Origin of the sequence: Burkholderia sp. KJ006, from assembly GCF_000262695.1 — a bacterium.
GTDB lineage: Bacteria > Pseudomonadota > Gammaproteobacteria > Burkholderiales > Burkholderiaceae > Burkholderia > Burkholderia vietnamiensis.
The window spans coordinates 851,061-870,011 of the sequence record NC_017922.1; the positions used below are offsets into that span (position 1 = coordinate 851,061).

The window sequence follows — 18,951 nt, forward strand, 5'->3', positions numbered from 1 at the left end:
GGCTTCAGTCGTAGTAACCGAGGATCGACTTGACCTCCATGTACTCCTCCATCCCTTCGACGCCGTACTCGCGGCCGTTGCCCGACTGCTTGTAGCCGCCGAACGGCGCCTGCGGGTCCCACGCCGGGTAGTTCAGATGCACCTGCCCGGCCCGGATGCGGGCCGCGACGGCGCGCGTGCGTTCCCTGTCGGCGCCCTGCACGTGTGCGCCCAGCCCGTACACCGTGTCGTTGGCGATGGCGACCGCTTCGTCGATGCTGTCGTAAGGCAGGATCGCGAGCACCGGGCCGAAGATCTCCTGCTGCGCGATCGCCATGCCGGTGCGCACGTCGGAGAAGATCGTCGGCCGCGCATAGAAGCCGCGCTCGCATCCCGCCGGGCGGCCGGGGCCGCCGGCGATCAGCTTCGCGCCTTCGGCGATGCCCACGTCGATCATCTGCGCGACCCGCTCGAACTGCGCGCGATTGGCGAGCGGCCCGTGCGTCGTTGCGTCGGCGAACGGATCGCCGACCACGCAACGCTGCGCCGCGGCGACGGCGAGCGCCTCGACCGCGCCGAGCGCTTCGCGCGGCACGATCATGCGGGTCGGCGCGCTGCACGACTGCCCCATGTTGCGGAACGCGGCGGCCACGCCCGGCGCGATGGCGCGCTCCAGGTCGGCATCGGGCAGCACGACGTTCGGCGACTTGCCGCCGAGCTCCTGTGCGACGCGCTTGACGGTCGGCGCCGCGGCCTGCGCGACCAGCACGCCGGCGCGCGTCGAGCCGGTGATCGACACCATGTCGACCAGCGGATGCGACGACAGCGCGGCGCCCACCTCCGCGCCGGTGCCGCTCACCAGGTTGAATACGCCCGCGGGCACGCCCGCATCGGCGAGCACTTCCGCAAACAGCAGCGCGCTGAGCGGCGACAGCTCGCTCGGCTTCAGCACCACGGTGCAGCCCGCCGCGAGCGCCGGGCCGACCTTCGCGGTGATCTGATAGATCGGCCAGTTCCACGGCGTGATCAGCGCGCATACGCCGATCGGCTCGCGCACGATCGCGGTCGTGCCGCGCTGCTTGCGAAACGGGTAATCGGTCAGGTTGTCGCGCGCGACCCGGATATGTTCGGCGGCGAGCGGCACGTGCGCGCTGCGCGCATAGCCGAGCGGCGCGCCCATCTCCAGCGCGAGCGCCGTCGCGAACCGCTCGGCGCGCTCGAGCAGCAGCCGATGCACGCGGTCGAGCAGCGCCGCGCGTTCCTGCGGCGACGTCGCGGCCCAGCCGGCGAATGCGTGGCGCGCGGCTTGCACCGCGCGATCGGCGTCGCGCGCGCTGCCGAGCGGGATCTCGCACAGCGTGTCTTCCGTCGACGGGCAGACGACCGCGAAGCGGCCGCCGCCGTCGGGCGCGACCCAGTCGCCGTCGATGAAGAAGCGCTCGAGCCGGCCGGCTTCGAGCAGGTGACGAACCGGTGATTGGTCGTAAGAAGTCATTGGAGTGTGTCCTTGAGTCGGTACCATGCGCCGACGAGCGGCAGAAACCACGGTTTGCCGAAGTGGCCGGGAATCGCCGGCCAGTCGAAACGTTGCCACGGGTTGAGATCGGCGCGTCCGTCCATGATCTCGGCCATCAGCGTCCCCATCAGCGTGGCCATGTGGGTGCCGTGGCCGCTGTAGCCCATCGAGTAATACACGCCGTCGCGCTCGCCGGCGCGCGGCAGCCGGTCGGCGGTCATGTCGACCATGCCGCCCCAGCAGTAGTCGACGCGCACGTTCGCCAGCTCGGGAAACACGGCGGCCATCTGACGGCGCAGGATCAGTCCGCTCTTTTCGTCCGAACGCGGGTTCGAGGTGGCGAAACGCGCGCGCCCGCCGAACAGCATCCGGTGATCCGGCGTCACGCGGAAGAAATTCACGAAGTTCTTGGTGTCGGTGACCATCCGGCGGGTCGGCAGCAGGCGGTCGAGCAGTTCGCGCGGCAGCGGCTCGGTGACGATGATGAACGCGCCGACCGGCACGATCCTGCGCCGGATCCAGCCGAACGGCCCCACCTGCGAGATCCCGCTCGCGAGCAGCACCTGACGCGCGCGGATCTCGCCGAGCGGCGTGCGCAGCGCGTATGCGCCGCCTGCGTCGCGCTTCATCCCGAGCACCGGCGCATGTTCGACGACGTGCGCGCCGCGCGCCTGCGCGGCGTTGGCGAGGCCGCGCACATACCGGCCGACGTGCATCCCGGCGCTCTTCTCGAACAGCAAGCCGCCGTGGTAGCGGCTCGATCCGATCTCGTCGCGCAGCTGCGCCTTCGTCACGATGCGCGTGTCGCGATCGACGTTCGCGGCGAGCAGCGCCTGGCTGCGCACGAGCTTGTCGTAGTGCGCGGGCTTCGCCGCGAGCTTGAGCTTGCCGCGCCGCACGAAATCGCAATCGATCGACTCTTCTTCGACCAGACGCTCGACCATGTCGACGCCCGCGTCGAACGCCTGATACAGCCGGTTCGCCAGCTCGGCGCCGATACGCTGCGACAGCATCGCGTAGTCCTGCGCGAAGCCGTTGTTGCACATGCCGCCGTTGCGGCCCGACGCGGCGTGTCCGACGGTGCCGGCTTCGCACACCACCACGCGCGCGCCCTTCTTCGCGAGCGCGAGCGCGGCCGCCGAACCGGTGATCCCGCCGCCCACGACCGCCACGTCGCACATTCCGTCCGGCAGCTCAGGCGAGCGGCTCGCGAAGGGCTCGGACGTATCGAGCCAATAGGAACCGAAACGCATCACGCACTCCATTGTCGGCCGCACCATGCCGCGAGGCATGGTGCGCATTGTTCGCGTCGCATCGCGTCGCACCGTGTCGTATCGTCTGCCTGCGCGAACGGCGCGTGACGATGCGCAGCGTCGTCACGCCGCCGGCGTCGGCCTAGAAATCGGCGACCTTGCCCCACGCGGAATCGGCGAACCGGCTCGGCCGGTACGGCGTCGGGTCCACCAGCGGTTGCGCGCCCGTCACGAGATCCGCGATCAGATGCCCGGCGCCGGGGCCGATGCCGAAGCCGTGGCCGGAAAAGCCCGCCGCGAGCACGAGGCCCGGCACGCCCGGCAGTTCGCCGATCCCGGGGACGCCGTCCGGCGTGCTGTCGACGAAGCCGGCCCACGCGTGCGTGATCGTCGCGTCGCGCAGCTCGGGCAACAGCTCGACCGCGCGGCGATACGTTTCGTTGACCGTCGGCAGATCGGGCTTCGGGTCGAGGATGCGCACGGCCTCCATCGGCGTCGGCGCATCGAGACGCCAGCGCTTCAGCGTTTCGTGGCCGCCGCGCACGCCTTCGAGGCCGCCCGGCAGAAGATTGCGCCAGCGCTTCGCGAACATCGGCACGAACTGCGGCGCGAAGCGCAGGAACTGCGCGGTCGGGTCGACGCGCGCGCGGCCGCTGATGGCCAGCGCGTAGCGGCCGTCGCTGCGGCGCGTCACCGACACACCGGACGTATACAGCGCGCCCGGCAGCGCCTGCTCGACCGGCGACACGCTCAGGATCGACTGGCGGATCGACGCCTGCGGGAACCGGACGCCCAGCTGCCGGCAGAACGACGACGCCCACGCGCCGCCGGCGAGCACGACCTTGCGGGTCTTGATGACGCCGGCCTCCGTGATGACGCCCGCGACGCGCCCGGCCGCCAGTTCGATGCCGCGCGCGGCGCAGTGCTGGTGGACGCTGCCGCCGAGCTTCATCAGCGCGGCCGCGACGGCCGGCGCGGCCTTCTCCGGGTCGGCAGTGCCGTCGCTCGGCGAGAACACGCCGCCTTTCCACGCACGCCCGGTCGCGCGCCCGCGCTCGCCGGCCTGCTTGCTGTCGAGCATGTAGGTCGTCACGCCCGCCGTCTTCGCGAATTCGCCCCAGCTCGCCCAGCGCGACAGCTCGGCCTCGTCGTTGCTCAGGTACAGCAGCCCGCAGCGGTGAAAGCCGGTGTCCTCGCCCGATTCGGCAGCGAAGCGCTCCCACAGGTCGATGCTCTTGCTCGCCATCGGCAGCTCGCGCTCGTCGCGGTTCTGCTGCCGGCACCAGCCCCAGTTGCGGCTCGATTGCTCGGCGCCGATACGGCCCTTCTCGACCAGCGCGACCGACACCCCGCGCCGGGCGAGGTAGTACGCGGTGAAGACGCCGATGATGCCGCCGCCGATCACGACGACATCTGCTTCGGCCGGCAGCGTCGGCGACGTTTCTATTTGGCGCAGCGGAGGCGACATGTTCAGTTCCGTTCGGTTGATGCGTTGACGTTCTGCACGACGTAAAACTTGGCCACGTGCTCGCGGCTTTCCCACCCGATCGGCGCGCCGCGCGGCACGAACAGCGCGTCGCCGGCGCCGAGCGTCAGCACGCTGCCGTCGGGCGCGGCGAAGCGCACGCTGCCGGCCAGCAGGAACATGAATTCGTTGACGCGATGCGGCCGGACGATCCGGTGATACGGCGTCGAATCCCAGGTGCCCGCGCAGTGGCCGATGCCGTCTTCGACGAACACGTTGGCGCTGCGGCAGTCCGGCGCCGGGCCGAGCAGCACGTCCGGCGGCAGCGACGCCGACGGCTTGGAGTCGGCGTCGGCGCGCAGCGCGATCAGGCCGCGCCTGGTCGGTTGCAGGCACGCGGCGGCGCAGAACACGAGCCGCACCGGCGACGCCGCGCCGATGCGCAGCGCGGTGCCGGCGCCGATGACCGCACCCTGTCCCGGCCCCAGCACCAGGCGGGCGCCGCCCGCTGCGTCGAGCGTCAGCTCGCCTTCGACGACGACGATGCTTTCGACGTGCGGATAACGCGCGACGTCGAGCTCGCCGACGAAGCCGATCCGGCCGGCCGCCATCGCGTCGGGGCCTTCCCACGCGATCTCGCGCTGGCGCGCGAACGGGTCGTGCTCGCCGAACGCCTGCTGGCGAAACGCGGTTGTGTCAGCCGTGCCGTCGGCGCGGTGCAATACGTAAGCTGCGGTCATTTCTGCTCCAGCCGATGCGCGACGACGTGGCAGCCCAGCGGTCGCGCGTGTTGCAAAATATGCGTTTGCGGACGTCGGGTCCGCGCACCCCTCGGCGCACTCGATCGCGGTTGCGCCACTTGCGAACCATTGTGTCGCGTCGGTTCGCCTACCGGATTAACGCCTCACAAAACCATCGTTAAGCGCCACTTAATGCGGCAAACGTGCCCGCGCCTCCCGTCGCGAGCCGCGCCTATGCAACGTGACAGGGCGTGTCGCGGCGCTCGGCGCGCGCGTGCCGCGGCGCCGCGCCGTCCTGCCGCGCGCCCACGTAGTCGCGCGGCGTGACGCCGAGCACGCGGCGAAAATGCCGGCACAGATGGCTCTGATCGAAGAAGCCGACGTCGGTCGCGACGACCGAAGGTGCCAGCCCCGCGCGCAGCAGCTCCTGCGCGCGCCGCACGCGCACCAGGCACAGATAGCGATGCGGCGACAGGCCGACTTCGCCGCGAAAGCGCGCGGTGAAGCGCGACACGCTCAGGCCGGCGACGGCCGCGAGCGTGTCGAGGTTCAGCGGCTGCGCGAACGACGCGTCGATGGTGCGCAGCACGTCGCCGATCGCAGGCGATACGGAACACGGCGCGGAATACGGCGCGCGCCGGGCGCGCGCTGCCTCGCGTTCGGGCACAGCGGGAAACAGGGTCGCCATGCTCGCGGTCCTCATGCGCCCGCGCACGCGGCGGGCGGACAAACGAATCGTGCGGTCATATCCAGTCCTTGCGGCATTCGCTTCAGTGCAGGAAGTCCTGCATCCGGTAATAGGCGCCGACCAACGGCAGGAACCACGCGTGGCCGAAATGGCCCGGCATCGCCGGCCAGTCGAGCTCGCGCCACGGATTCGACGCGGCCGCGCCGTACAGCACGTCGGCCATCACGCGGCCCATGTGTACGGCCATCTGCACACCGTGACCGCTGTAGCCCATCGAGTAGTAGAGCCCTTCGTGCTGGCCCGCCCTCGGCAGCCGGTCGGCCGTGATGTCGACCAGCCCGCCCCAGCAGTAATCGAGCCGCACGGCCGCCAGCTCGGGGAAATAGCCGGCGAGGCCCGCGCGCAGGATTTCTCCGCTTTTCGCGTCGGAGCGCGGGCTCGACATCGCGAAGCGGGCGCGACCGCCGAACAGCAGCCGGTTGTCGGGCGTGACGCGGAAGTAGTTGCCGATCTGGCGCGACGTCACGTACGCGCGGCGATGCACGAACAGCCGGTTCAGCTGCGCGTCGGGCAGCGGCTCGGTGACGACGATGAAACTGCCGACCGGCGCGATGCGCCGCCGGAACCACGCGAACGGCCCGTGCTGCGATGCGCCGGTCGCGACCAGCACGCGATCGGCGACGATCGTGCCGCGCGTGCTGACGATCGTGTGACGCTCGCCGCCGAGCCGCTCGATCTGCGTGACCGCCGCGTGCTCGTAGATGCGGGCGCCCGCCCGTGCCGCCGCCTGCGCGAGGCCGACGCCGAACTTGCCCATGTGCATCTGCGCGCCGTTGTGCTGCAACAGCCCGCCGTGGAAACCGTCGGAGCCGATCTCGTCGCGCACCCGCGACGGCTCGATCAGCTCGATGTCGGCATCGACGTCGCGGCGCAGCGCGTCGTACGTCTTCGCCAGCGCCGCGAAATGCTGCGGCTTCGCGGCGAGCTTGAGCTTGCCGGCGCGCCGGAAATCGCAATCGATCGCGTGTTCGGCGACGAGCGCCTCGACGCTTTTCACGGCGCTCTCGTATGCCCGATAGAACTGCCGCGCCGGCTCCGCGCCGATGCGCGCGGCCAGCGACGCGTAGTCCTGCGCGACGCCGGTGTTGCACTGTCCGCCGTTGCGTCCCGACGCTTCGCCGGCGATCTGCGCGGCTTCCAGCACGACGACCGAGACGCCGCGCTGCGCCAGTGCAAGTGCCGCCGACAGACCGGTGAAGCCGCCGCCGATCACGACCACGTCGGCGCGCCCGTCGACGGGGCCTTCGCAGCCGGCATGAAACGGCGGACGAGTATCCAGCCAGTACGATTCGAATTTCATCCGATCCTTCTCGAACATTGCGGCGGACGCGATCGGCGATCGCTCACCGGAAACCATTTAATCACCGTCAAAAAGCGCATTTGCCGCGTATTCGTGCGCGGCACGCGCCGGTTGCATCGTTTTGCACGACCGCCGCAGCACACTGTGCGCAGCGTCCATCTGCATCGGCCATGAGCCGTGAGTCACGAGCCGCCGGCGCGACATACACATCGCTACAGCCGCACCGGCTGCCCCAGCACGGCGCCTTCGGGCTGCGGCTCGGCCTGGAATCGCGCGAGATCTTCCTCGCTGCGATGGCACAGCACCTGTGCGCCGTTGCCGAGCGTGCGCAGCGGCGGCGCGGCGAGGTTGCACACGCCGTCCACCCGCATCGCGCAGCGGGACAGGAACGGACACAGGCCGGCATCGTCGGCGCTCGCGCCGATCGGCACGAGCGGCCGATGGCAGCGCTCGGCAGCGACGTCGAGCCAGCCCGCGCGCAGTTCCGGCGCCGACGACACCAGCAGGTGCGAATACGGGTGGTACGGCGGCGCGCACAGCGCGTCGCGGCTGCCCGTCTCCACGCGCCGGCCCGCGTACAGCACGACGATGTCGTCGCTGATCGCGCGCACCTTCGCGATGTCGTGCGTGATGAACACGTACGACACGCCGAGCTTCGCCTGCAGATCGCGCAGCAAGTCGATGATCGCGGCGCCGACCACCGTATCCAGCGCCGACGTGACCTCGTCGCACAGGATCAGGTCGGGCTCGGCCGCCAGCGCGCGCGCGAGGTTCACGCGCTGCTTCTGTCCGCCGGACAGCTCGCCGGTGCGGCGCGCGGCGACCGCCGGCGGCAGCCGCACGAGTTCGAGCAGCTCGGCGACGCGCTGCCGCGCACGCGCGCCCTTGATGCCGTGATAGAACGCAAGCGGCCGCGCGAGCGTCCGCTCGACGGTATGCACCGGATTGAGCGCGGTATCGGCGTTCTGGAACACGATCTGCACGCGCCGGTGCTGCTCCTTCGAGCGCTTGCCGATGTCGAGCGCGAGCGGCTGGCCGTCGAGCAGGATCTGGCCGGCCGTCGCCGGCACGAGCCCCGCGATCACCTTCGCGAGCGTGGTCTTGCCGGAGCCCGATTCGCCGATCACGCCGACCGTCTGGCCGCGCCCGATGCGCAGGTCGACCTCATGCAGGATCACCTTCGCGGGCCAGCCTTGCGCGTTACGGGCGCCGTAGCCGGCGATCGCGCCGCGCACGTCGAGCAGCGGCGCCGGCGCGGCGGCCGGCGCCTGCGGCTCGCGTGCGGCACCGTCGGGCGTGACGGCCGCGATCAGGCTTTGCGTATACGGATGGGCCGGCGCATGCAGGATCTGTTCGGTCGCGCCCGCCTCGCGGATCACGCCGTCGCTCAGCACGACGATCCGGTCGGCCATCTGCGCGACCACCGCCAGATCGTGCGACACGTACACCGCGCTCATCCCGCAATCCCGGATCACGCGCTTGAACGCCTGCAGCACGTCGATCTGGGTGGTCACGTCGAGCGCGGTCGTCGGCTCGTCGAGGATCACCAGCTCCGGATCGGTGATCAGCGCCATCGCCGCCATCAGCCGCTGCAACTGACCGCCCGACACCTGGTGCGGATAGCGTCTGCCGATCGTCTCGGGCTCCGGCAGCGCGAGCGCGCGGAACAGCTCGACCGCCTTCGCCTGCGCAACGCGCTTCGTCATCGTGCGGTGGATCAGCGCGCTCTCGATCACCTGATCGAGGATCGTGCGGGACGGGTTGAACGCGGCCGCCGCGCTCTGCGCGATGTACGCGACCTTGCGGCCGCGCAGCGCCGCGAGCGCCGGCGCGGACAGCGTGCAGACGTCGGCGCCGTCGAACTTCACCGAGCCGCCGGCGATCCGGCAGCCCGCGCGCGCATGGCCCATCAGCGACAACGCGATCGTCGTCTTGCCCGAGCCCGACTCGCCGATCAGCGCGAGCACCTCGCCGCGCCGGATGTCGAAGTCGACGCCGTGCACGATCGTCGTTTCCGCGCCGCCCGGACGTCCGCCGACCACGCGCAGCCCGCGCACCTCGACGAGCGGAGTCGATTCATCTCGCATCAGTGTTCTCCCGCGGCCGCGGCCGCGCCCTTGCGGCGGCCGCGGTGCGGCAGGCCGTCGATCAACAGGTTGACGCCCACCGTCAGGATCGCGATCGCGACCGCGGGCATGATGGCGACGGCCGAGCCGTCGCCGAGGCTCGCGATGTTCTCGCGCACCAGCGAGCCGAGGTCCGCGTACGGCGGCTGCACGCCGAGCCCGAGAAAGCTCAGGCCGCTCAGCAGCAGCACGACGAACGTGAAGCGCAGCCCGGTGTCCGCCAGCATCGGATGGATCATGTTCGGCAGCATCTCGACGCACGCGATGTACAGCGCGCTTTCGCCGCGCGCCTTCGCCACCTGCACGAACTCGAGCGTGCTGATGTTGACGGCCAGCGCGCGCGCGATCCGGTACGAGCCCGGCATGTAGCTGACCGCGGCGGTCAGCACCAGCAGCGGCAGCGACGAGCCGAACGCGGCCACCAGCATCAGCGCGAACATCTTCGACGGAATCGACGTGAGCGCATCGAGCAGGCGGCTCATCGTCTCGTCCACCGCGCGGCCCGACACGGTCGCGAGCAGCCCGAGCGTCGTGCCCGTCAGCGCGGCGAGCAGCACCGCCGCGAGCGCGAGCAGCACGGTCAGCCGGGTGCCGTACAGGATGCGGCTCAGCATGTCGCGGCCGAGGAAGTCGGAGCCGAACGGCAGCTTCGCGCTGAACGCCGCGAACACGTCGGGCGTGACGATCGTGCCGACGTCGTGCGGCGCGAGCAGCGGCGCGAACACCGCGATGAACAGCATCAGCGCGACCATCGCGAGGCCGGCGCGGCCGCCGCCGGTCAGGGCGAGGCGCGGCGCGCGACGCTTGCGCGGCGCGCCGGGCGTCGGCGCGGCAGGCGGCGGGCCGCCGCGCGACGGGCGCGGGTCGCCGGACGGCGGCAGCGTGCTGCTGCGTTGAACGGAGTCGGTCGGTTGCATGATCGGCATCTCGGAAGAAAGCGAAACACTCAGGTGCGCAGGCGCGGGTTCGACACGATCGAGCACAGATCGGCCAACAGCACGAGCAGCAGATAGGCGACGCAGAAGATCAGCGTGCACGCCTGCACGAGCGGGAAGTCGCGGTTGCCGACGGCATCGACCATCAGGCTCGCGAGGCCCGGATAGTTGAAGATCGTCTCGACGACGATCACGCCGCCGAGCAGATACGACAGGCTCAGCGCGATCGCATTCGCGATCGGGCCGATCGCGTTGGGCAGCGCATGGCGCAGCACGACGCGCGCGGGGCTCGCGCCCTTCAGCACGGCCATCTCGACGTACGACGCGCTCAGCTGCTCGATCACCGCGGCGCGCGTCATGCGCGCCATCTGGGCGATCACGACCGCGCACAGCGTCAGCACCGGCATCGCGTACGCGCGCAGGAAGTCGTGCATGCCGTCGATCGGGCCGCCGTACGACAGCGCGGACAGCCAGTGCAGCTTCACCGCCAGCACGAGCACGGCCACCGTCGCGATCAGGAATTCCGGCGTCGCGACCAGCGCCAGCGTGCCGAGGCTGATCACGCGATCGACCACCGACTCGCGCTTCACCGCCGCGACGATGCCGAGCAGCAGCGCGATCGGCACCGACACGGCCGTCGTGATCGCGGCGAGCGCGAGCGACTTCGGCAGGCGTCCGCCGATCATCTCCGACACCGGCAGGTCGCCCGACAGCGAGCGGCCGAAATCGCCGTGCAGCAGGCCGCCGAGCCAATGCAGATAGCGCACGTGCGCCGGCATGTCGAGGCCGAACTGCTGGCGCAGCGCGGCGACCGTCTCGGGCGTCGCGGACTGGCCGAGCGCGGCCTGTGCGGCGTCGCCCGGCAGCAGGTTCGTGATCGTGAAGATGATCGCGGACACGATCAGCAGCGTCAGCGCGGTGACCGCGATGCGCCGGCCGATCAGCCCGAGCAGGATTCGGTTCATGGGCTTGCGTTCCCGGAAAGGCCGCGTGCGGCCGGCGCGCTCAGCGGCGCCGGCCGCACGGCGGCAGCAGGCAATGGCGTCAGGCGTTCCACCAGACGTGCTCGGCGAACATGCCGCCCATCATCGGACCGGTCGGGATCGAGCCGAGGCCCGAGAGCCGCTTGTCGTAACCGTCGAGGAAGCTGATGAACGACGGAATCCCGACCCGGCCCTGCTGCGCGACGAGCACCTGCATCTCGCCGTACATCTGCTTGCGTTTCGCGTCGTCGGTTTCCGAGCGCGCGGCGAGCAGCAACTGGTCGAACTTCGCGTTCTTCCAGCCCGACTCGTTCCACGGCGCGTCCGACTTGAAGAACTGCGTGAACAGCACGTCGGCGCTCGAGCGCGGGTTGATGTTGCCGAAGCCGAGCGGATGCTTCATCCAGTGGTTCGACCAGTAGCCGTCCGGCGACACGCGGTTCACCTGCAGGTTCAGCCCGATCTTCGCGCCGGCCTGCTGGAGCAGCACGGCCATCTCGATCGAGCCGTTCGCGTCGGAGGTCGCGTAGATCGGCGGCAGCGTGGCGCCGAGCGCGCCGGCCTTCTGGAACAGGAACTTCGCCTTGTCCGGATCGTGCGGGCGCTGCGGCAGCGACGCGTTGAAGTAGCGATGCCCCGGCGGGATCGGCTGATCGTTGCCGATCACCGCGTAGCCGCGGAACACCGCCGAGCGGATCTGCTCGCGATCGAACAGGTACTTCATCCCTTCGACGAAATCGGGATTCGCGGTGATCGGGTTCTCGCTGCGCATGATCAGGTCGGTGTACAGGCCCGACTTGGTTTCCTTCAGCGCATAGCCGGGCGTCGACGCGACGCGCTGCGTCGAGCGCGGATCGATCGCGTTGATCAGGTGCACGTCGCCCGACAGCAGCGCGTTCAGGCGCGCGGCGCTGTCGCTGATGCCGATCATCTCGATCTCGTCGAGGTACGGCATGCCCGGCTTGAAGTAGCTGTCGTTGCGCACGCCGATGGTCGATACGCCGGGCTTGAACGACTTCAGCTTGTAGGGGCCGCAGCCGATACCGGCGCTGAAGTCGGTGGTGCCGTCCTTGACGATCACGAGCTGCGGCGTCGCGAGGATCACCGGCAGGTCGGCGTTCGCGCTGGCGAGCGTCAACGTGACTTCGTCGGGGCCGCTCGCCTTCACGTCGGCGAACTGGTCGGCGAGCGGCTTGACCTTCGATGCGGTCGCGGCGTTCTTGTGGCGCAGCAGCGAGAACACCACGTCGGCCGGGCCGACCGGTTTGCCGTCGTGGAACGTGACGCCCTTGCGCAGCTTGATGATCCAGGTCTTCGCGTCGGTCGTCTGGAGCGACTCGGCGAGGTTCATCTGCGGCGTGAGGCTCGCGTCGAGCTGCGTGAGGCCGCTGTAGAACATGAAGAAGCGAATGTAGTCGGCGCCTGTGGAGCCCTTGGCCGGGTCGAGCGTATCGGCCGTCGAGCTGGATTCGTTCGCAACCCGGATCTTGCCGCCGCGCTTGGGCGCCGGCGCGGCGAACGCCGACTGCGCGTCGAGCAGCAGTCCGCCGCCGCCGACGGCCATCATGCCGCTCGCCGCCATGACACGCATCATGTCGCGGCGCGTGAAGCCGCCCTTGCCGCTGCCGTTGTCGATATCGTCGTTCATCCGAACTGCTCCTGACTGTGGAAAGTGGGTCCTGGGGTCCAGCGTGGTTGTCGAATCCCGCCGCGCCCGCATGCTGGTGGCGGGTACGACGTCGTGCAGTTGCAATTCATTTAAGCACCGCCAAAATGCGGTTTGTCGCGATTCGGGCCGGCCGCACGATACGAATCGACCGTTTTGGACCGCCCGCGCAGCATGAATTGCTGCATGCCTGCGCGCGTCGCCGGGTGATGGGCGCCCGGGCGTCGCGCTCGCGCCGCGCATGCCGATGAAGGGAATCGTAAAGCGGCACGCGCGGCAGATTGCACCGACAAAATTGGGGATTCGGCGTCCGAAACGCGTTTGGCGCGCGCAAACGGCATGTTTGAGTGGAATGTGTGTGCGGGCGGCGGTGCGGTGGCGGGAGGAGATTCAGCAGACGAAAATGGCACTTCACGAGAAGCGGGTTTGCCCGAGGGCGGGGGCGAGGTGGTACCGGGCCTGGATACGGGCCTGGATACGGGCTTGGTCTCGGGTACGGGCTGAATGCGTGCGGGATACGCACGCGATGCGAGCGTGACGTGCCTGATCGCGTCAATCTGGATCGAGGACGGCACCGCGCGTCACATCATGGACGCACAGCTTGCTGAATTCGCGCGCGCCAGGATCCGGCGTGCATGTTCGTATGGCTTGAGTTGCCGCCGCCGTGGCGTGCTGACGATTTCGCCGCCAACGCGAAGGCGCGCGGCGTGGTGGTGATGCCGTCGTCGGCGTTTGCCGTGGACCGTTCGGAGATCGAGCACGGCGTGCGCATCAACCTCGCGTGCGCGACGAGCCGTGATCAACGGGTGAGTGCGTCAAGGTTGTTGACTGCGACGCTCAAAGACCGTCCGAGAGCGCTGTTCGGGACGATCTGATGCTGGCTGACCGGTGTTGCGGAGGGCGGTCGTCGATTCACGAGTTGCACGTCGCGAATTAAAGTCGTCACCGGTCACCGCCGCATCCAGATCTGTCTCGAGCGGCAGGGTCATGTTTGTAGCCGGAAGAAGCCGACCGTCGCGTGCAGGTCGCGTCCCTGCACGCTCAGCGATTCGGACGCCGCCGCGATTTCCTCGACGAGCGCCGCGTTCTGCTGTGTGTTCTGGTCCATCGACGCGACCGCCTGGTTGACCTCGTCGATGGCGCGGCTCTGCTCCTCGGCCGCAGCCGAAATTTCGGTGGTGATCTGGGCGACGTTGCCCACCGCCGCGTTAAGTTCCGCGATGGTCTTGCCGGCCAGCCCGATCTGGCTGGCGCCTTCGCGCACGTTGCTGACCGAGGTTTCGAGCAGCGCCTTGATCTCCTTCGCCGCGCTGGTCGAGCGCTGCGCGAGGTTGCGCACTTCGGAGGCGACTACCGCGAAGCCGCGGCCGCTCTCGCCGGCCCGCGCGGATTCCACTGCTGCGTTGAGCGCCAGGATGTTGGTCTGGAACGCGATACCCTCGATGATCCCGACGATGCCGATGACGCGCTCCGATTCGTTCACGGCCGCCAGCATGGTTTTCGCGGCATCGGCCACCGCCTCGTCGCCGCGGCACGCGGTGGCGACGGCGCCGGACGCAATCGCGTTGGCGTGCTTGGCGCGATCGGCGGCCTCCCGCACCGTGCTGGCCAGTTGCTCCATGCTGGCCGCGGTCTGCTGGATCGAGGCGGCCTGCTGCTCGGTTCGGGCAGATAGGTCGTTGTTGCCAGAAGAGACTTCGCGCGAGGCGGTTTCGAGATGATTGATGCTCGACGACACCTTGACGAGCACGCCGTGCAGCTTCTCGACGAATGCATTGAAGCGGCCCGCGAGCAGCCCGACCTCGTCGCTGTTGACGACCGGCAGACGCCGCGTCAGGTCGCCGTCGCCGACCGCGATCTCGTGCATCGAATCCGCGAGCGTGCGCAGCGGTACCACGATTTGCCGGCTCAGCACGACCATCGCGAACAGCGCGATCACGATCACCAGCGCGCCCGTGCCGACCAGTTGGAAGGTTAGCCGGTTCGCGGCAGCCATCATCTCCGCCTCCGGCTCGAGCGCGTAGTAACGCCACCCGTTTTTGCGCGACGTGTAGGCATAGGCCTGGTAGCGGGTCGAGTTGATCGTCACGACAGCGCGGCCGTCGGCGGCGGACGCGAGTTGGTCGTAGCCACCGCCGAGCGACTTGAATTCCTTGAATTCGTGGCTCTTGTCGCGCGGATCGATCAGCACCTTGCCGTTGTTGTCGGTCACGATCAGATAACCACTCTGGCCGAAGCAGATGCCGCTGGTGAGCTTGGCGAAGCCTTCGAGGGAGAGGTCACCCTCGAGCACGCCCAGTACTTCGCCGCCGGCGTTTTTGACCACCCGCGCGAACGGAATGATTGCGCCGCCGGAGCCCGCCGCGCTCAGGTACGGCGCGGGCCGCGCCACGCGGTCGGGGGTTGCCATGGCGGCGGTATACCACGGCCGCTGACGGGGATCGTAGTGGTCGCCGTTCATGGTTTCCAACGGCCACTGCACGTAACCGCCCCAGTGCGTGCCGATATCGAGGTAGCGCATGTTGGGGTGCGCGTCGCCGAACTGCTTGAGTACCGTGAAGATGCGCTGCTCAACGCCACCGTTGCTGTCAGGCGTCATCTTGCCGGTGTGGGTCAGATAGTTCGTGATGGTGGCGTCGGCCGACGTCAACTCGGGGGTTTGTGCGAGATACGTGAGGTTTTGCTCGACTTCGCTGAAGGTTCCGTCGAGCGAGCCGTCAGCCTGTGTGATGCGCGCTTGGCTCGATTGCTCGAACTCGCTGACGGCCTGGTGGCGCACATTCAGCGCGCCGACGGTCGCCAGCACGGCGACGCTGAGAACCAGCGCAGTACCGAACGCAAGGTTGATCTTGAAACCGATCGAATTCGATACTTTCATTCCGATTCTTCAGAGGATTGGTTTGACGGCCCCGGAAGCAGCATCAACAGCCCACCCGGCAGACGTATTTTCGACAAGGCCTTGAATTTTCTTGAGGGGCGGGAAAACCCTTACAGAGATGTTCCGGGTGCAATGGCTCGTAGTCGGCAGACATGCGACGGAGGTCCCCGATTCATGCCCCCGTGGAGCATGATATGAAAGGTCGAGGGAACCCCATGTCGAAGACCGAAGCAGTGAAAGTGACGCAGCGCCCGTGATTGACGTAGTGCTCGAGCGCCCCGTTCTTCTGTTCTTCCGAGCGACCTGCTCCCGGCGTTTAGTACCGTGACGGTGTAGGGTCCGTTCCAGAGAGGAACGGCAATGAAAAGGCGATTCACCGAGAGCAAAATCATCGGCATCTTGAAGGAAGCCGAGGCTGGCCTGAAGCGGGCGGAGCCGTGCCGCTACGAATCACGTCGCCGAGTTGACGACGAAGCGCTGACTGGCCGGATGATGGCCATCGCCGCGCAGAAGCGCCGATATGGCTATCGCCGGATGCACGTGCTCGCCGCACGCAGCACCCGCCCCCACCACCATCAAGCCGCCACCCTAAACACCGCCACCGCCGCCCTGAGCCGCGCCGCCTGTTCGTCGAGCGACGACGCGGCCGCAGCCGCCTGCTCGACCAGCGCCGCATTCTGCTGGGTGACTTCGTCCATTTGCGCGACGGCTAGGCCGACCTGCTCGATGCCGGTGCTCTGCTCCGCCGATGCCGCGGAAATCTCGCCCATGATGGCGGCCACCCGGTCGATCGACCGCACGATCTCCGTCATGCGCGTGCCCGCCGCCTCGACGAGCCGGCTGCCGCTGCCGGCCTGCTCGACCGACGCGTCGATCAATCCCTTGATGTCCTTCGCGGCCGCCGCGCTGCGCTGCGCCAGCGAGCGGACCTCCGCCGCCACGACCGCGAACCCGCGCCCTTCCTCGCCGGCCCGCGCCGCTTCCACCGCGGCATTGAGCGCAAGAATGTTGGTCTGGAACGCGATGCTTTCGATCACGACGGTGATGTCGGCGATCCGCACTGACCCATCGGCAATCTGCCGCATCGTTTCGACGACTTCCTGCACGGCCGCGCCGCCCAGCTCGGTCGCCTCCTTCGCGCGGGTCACCAGCGCATCGGCCTGCCGCGCGTTGTCGGCGTTCTGTTTGACCGTCGACGTGAGCTGTTCCATGCTCGCGGCCGTTTGCTGCAGCGACGCCGCCTGCTCCTCGGTGCGCTGCGACAGGTCCAGATTGCCTTGCGCGATCTCGCCCGTGCCGATGGCGATCGAATGGGTCGTCGCCTGGATGTCGGCGATGGTCTCGGTCAGCCGTGCCTTCATGTCGCCGAGCGCGACGAGCAGGCTGCCCGGCGCCGCGTTGGCGGTGTCGAACTGCACGTCCAGCTCGCCGGCGGCGATGCGCGCGGCGATCTGCGTCGCATGGGCCGGCTCGCCGCCCAGCGTGCGCCGGACGCTGCGCAGCACGCCCCACGCGATCGCCGCGAGCGCGGCGGCGATCACCAGCGTGATCCCGCCCAGCACCCACGCGAGCCGGCTGAACACGGTGTTGATGTCGTCGTAGAAAAAGCCCGTGCCGATCCACCAGTTCCAGTCCGGAATGGCCACCACGCCCTGAAGTTTCGGCTCAAGGTCGGCGTCGGGGCTGCGCTTGATCAGCACGTCGACGAGCGCGAAGTGATCGCGCGCCATCCCCTCGCGGTAGGCGTCGCTGTCCGACAGGCCGCCCGTCGTGCGATTGCCCTTGGCGCGGGTGCCGATGAACTTCGCGTTCGGATGCACGAGATTGACGCCGTCCGACGTCGTGACCCAGAAGTAGCTCTTCGAATTCGCATTCAGCGCCGACAGCGCGGCCTTGGCCTGCTGCTGCGCCTGCTCCGCGGTCAGCGTGCCGTTCGCCTGCATCGCGCGGTACGAATCGACCAGATGCTCGGCCTTCGTCAGAAGAATCACGATCTCGTCGCGGCGGCTGTCGATCAGCGCGTCGCGCAGCGTGTACAGCGACATCGCGGCGAGCAACACGACGCCGAGCAGCGCCGCGGCGACCAGCAGCAGCAGTTTCGTGGACAACTTCATGCGGGGGCCTCGATATATTAACCGTCTGGTACATATATCGGCTCGACCGGCCCCATCTTGAACGAGTCCTTATCGGTATTTACCCTCGATCCGTGCGCTGAGCGCACGCGCAACGGCAAGCGGCCGCCTGCATGGCGCGCCGCCTGCCGGCGCAGGCGCGCGCGTCGCTCACAGGCCGAGCTGCGTCGCGAGATGGCCGATGTCCGAGACTTCGTAGTAGTTGTAGAACGGCGTGCCCGGCTCGTGGCCGCGGTTCACGAACGCCTTGTGCTTGATGCCGAGATCCTCGGCCGTCATCAGGTCGTAGCGCAGGCTCGACGACACGTGCAACACGTCCTCGGGCTTGCAGCCGAGCTTGTCGAACATGTATTCGAAGCCCTGCATCCGAGGCTTGTACGACTGCGCCTGCTGCGCGGTGAACACCGCATGGAACGGCGCGCCGAGCTTGTCGACGTTGCTCATGATCTGGTCGTCCGACGCATTCGACAGGATGACGAGCTTGTATTTGCTCGCCAGCCGCGACAGCCCGGCCGGCACGTCCGGATGCGGGCCCCACGTCGGCACGGCCAGATAGAAACTTTCGGCCTCGGCTTCGTCGAACTTCACGCCGATCCGCGCACAGGTGCGGCGGATCGCGTTGACGACGACGTCGCGATACGGCTTCCATGCGCCCAGCACCTCGTCGAGCCGATACGCGGCGAACGCGCGCACGAAGTCCTCGAGCGCGACCGGTGAAAGCCGGTCCCCGTAGACCTCGCGCGCCATGTCGGCCATCCGGAAACGGGTCAGCGTGCCGTAGCAATCGAAGGTGATGAACTTGGGTTCAAACTGGATCATGGTGACGTCCTGTCGGTGTGAAGCCCCGGCAGGGCCGGGGACGGGCTGGGTTCAACGAAATTGAATCAAGGCAAAAAGTCGTTCGCGCATCGTTCGGCGCCGCTCAAAAGGCAGAATCGCCGCGTGTTGCCGGGCGCGTGCAGCACGATCTGCGGCGCGGCCGGCAGGCGCCGCACGGCAAGCCGTTCGGCGAGCCGTCCTGCAAGCGGCAGCGCCACCCTGCCGTCATCGTAGTGGCATTCCCACAGCAGGAGCTGTCGGATTGGCGGCCCTTGCCGGCACGCTCCACGCGTTCGTCGGCACGGATCGAGCGGGTTTGCGTCGATCTCGCGGGCGCGGCGGCAGCCGCCGCAAAACAGGCGAATCGTCCTATCCGCGCGGCAACCGCGCTGGCAGAGTGAGCGCGTCATT

At 68.7% G+C, this 18,951-nt stretch carries 14 protein-coding genes and 1 pseudogene; 1 reads left to right on the forward strand and 14 read right to left on the reverse strand.

The features are described 5' to 3' along the window. Nucleotides 1-4: 4 nt before the first annotated feature. The 10 genes from MYA_RS27710 to MYA_RS27755 form a co-directional block, all read right to left on the reverse strand. The gene (locus MYA_RS27710) at nt 5-1,474 is read right to left on the reverse strand and encodes an aldehyde dehydrogenase family protein (protein ID WP_014726127.1); all 1,470 of its coding nucleotides are present in this window, start codon (nt 1,472-1,474) and stop codon (nt 5-7) included. Continuing rightward, entirely contained in the window at nt 1,471-2,748 is a 1,278-nt protein-coding gene (locus MYA_RS27715; RefSeq protein WP_041494464.1) for an NAD(P)/FAD-dependent oxidoreductase, read from the reverse strand. Before MYA_RS27715 ends, MYA_RS27710 begins: the two co-directional genes overlap by 4 nt. A 142-nt stretch (nt 2,749-2,890) precedes the next feature. Beyond that, entirely contained in the window at nt 2,891-4,216 is a 1,326-nt protein-coding gene (locus tag MYA_RS27720) for an NAD(P)/FAD-dependent oxidoreductase (protein WP_011880466.1), read from the reverse strand. 2 nt (nt 4,217-4,218) lie between these two features. Beyond that, the gene (locus MYA_RS27725) at nt 4,219-4,953 is read right to left on the reverse strand and encodes a cupin domain-containing protein (RefSeq protein ID WP_014726130.1); all 735 of its coding nucleotides are present in this window, start codon (nt 4,951-4,953) and stop codon (nt 4,219-4,221) included. Nucleotides 4,954-5,185: 232 nt separating this feature from the next. Next, entirely contained in the window at nt 5,186-5,641 is a 456-nt protein-coding gene (locus MYA_RS27730; protein ID WP_014726131.1) for a helix-turn-helix domain-containing protein, read from the reverse strand. Between the two features lie 82 nt (nt 5,642-5,723). Then, entirely contained in the window at nt 5,724-7,001 is a 1,278-nt protein-coding gene (locus MYA_RS27735; RefSeq protein WP_041494466.1) for an NAD(P)/FAD-dependent oxidoreductase, read from the reverse strand. A 212-nt stretch (nt 7,002-7,213) separates the two neighbouring features. Further along, on the reverse strand, nt 7,214-9,088 hold the full coding sequence (locus MYA_RS27740) for an ABC transporter ATP-binding protein (protein ID WP_014726134.1): 1,875 nt from the start codon (nt 9,086-9,088) through the stop codon (nt 7,214-7,216). After that, on the reverse strand, nt 9,088-10,044 hold the full coding sequence (locus MYA_RS27745; protein ID WP_014726135.1) for an ABC transporter permease: 957 nt from the start codon (nt 10,042-10,044) through the stop codon (nt 9,088-9,090). Before MYA_RS27745 ends, MYA_RS27740 begins: the two co-directional genes overlap by 1 nt. Before the next feature lie 29 nt (nt 10,045-10,073). Then, complete coding sequence (locus MYA_RS27750) at nt 10,074-11,027, reverse strand: ABC transporter permease (RefSeq protein ID WP_011880472.1); 954 nt, start codon at nt 11,025-11,027, stop codon at nt 10,074-10,076. Nucleotides 11,028-11,106: 79 nt separating this feature from the next. Continuing rightward, complete coding sequence (locus tag MYA_RS27755) at nt 11,107-12,693, reverse strand: ABC transporter substrate-binding protein (protein WP_014726136.1); 1,587 nt, start codon at nt 12,691-12,693, stop codon at nt 11,107-11,109. 546 nt (nt 12,694-13,239) lie between these two features. Between MYA_RS27755 and MYA_RS27760 the strand changes: the two are divergent. Then, a pseudogene (locus MYA_RS27760) lies at nt 13,240-13,586 on the forward strand (PLP-dependent aminotransferase family protein); the annotation flags it as partial. Nucleotides 13,587-13,696: 110 nt separating this feature from the next. On the opposite strand, the gene MYA_RS27765 reads toward MYA_RS27760, so the two are convergent. The 4 genes from MYA_RS27765 to MYA_RS31810 form a co-directional block, all read right to left on the reverse strand. Further along, nucleotides 13,697-15,589 (reverse strand): methyl-accepting chemotaxis protein, encoded by a 1,893-nt coding sequence (locus tag MYA_RS27765; protein ID WP_014726138.1) that lies wholly within the window; start codon nt 15,587-15,589, stop codon nt 13,697-13,699. Nucleotides 15,590-16,164: 575 nt separating this feature from the next. Further along, nucleotides 16,165-17,703, reverse strand: coding sequence for a methyl-accepting chemotaxis protein (locus tag MYA_RS27770; protein WP_014726140.1), 1,539 nt, complete (start codon nt 17,701-17,703; stop codon nt 16,165-16,167). A gap of 168 nt (nt 17,704-17,871) precedes the next feature. Beyond that, nucleotides 17,872-18,540 carry a haloacid dehalogenase type II gene (locus MYA_RS27775; protein ID WP_011880480.1) on the reverse strand — a complete coding sequence of 223 codons (669 nt, stop codon included), beginning with the start codon at nt 18,538-18,540 and terminating at the stop codon, nt 17,872-17,874. A 65-nt stretch (nt 18,541-18,605) separates the two neighbouring features. Continuing rightward, complete coding sequence (locus MYA_RS31810; RefSeq protein WP_158333107.1) at nt 18,606-18,950, reverse strand: hypothetical protein; 345 nt, start codon at nt 18,948-18,950, stop codon at nt 18,606-18,608. Nucleotide 18,951: the final 1 nt, after the last annotated feature.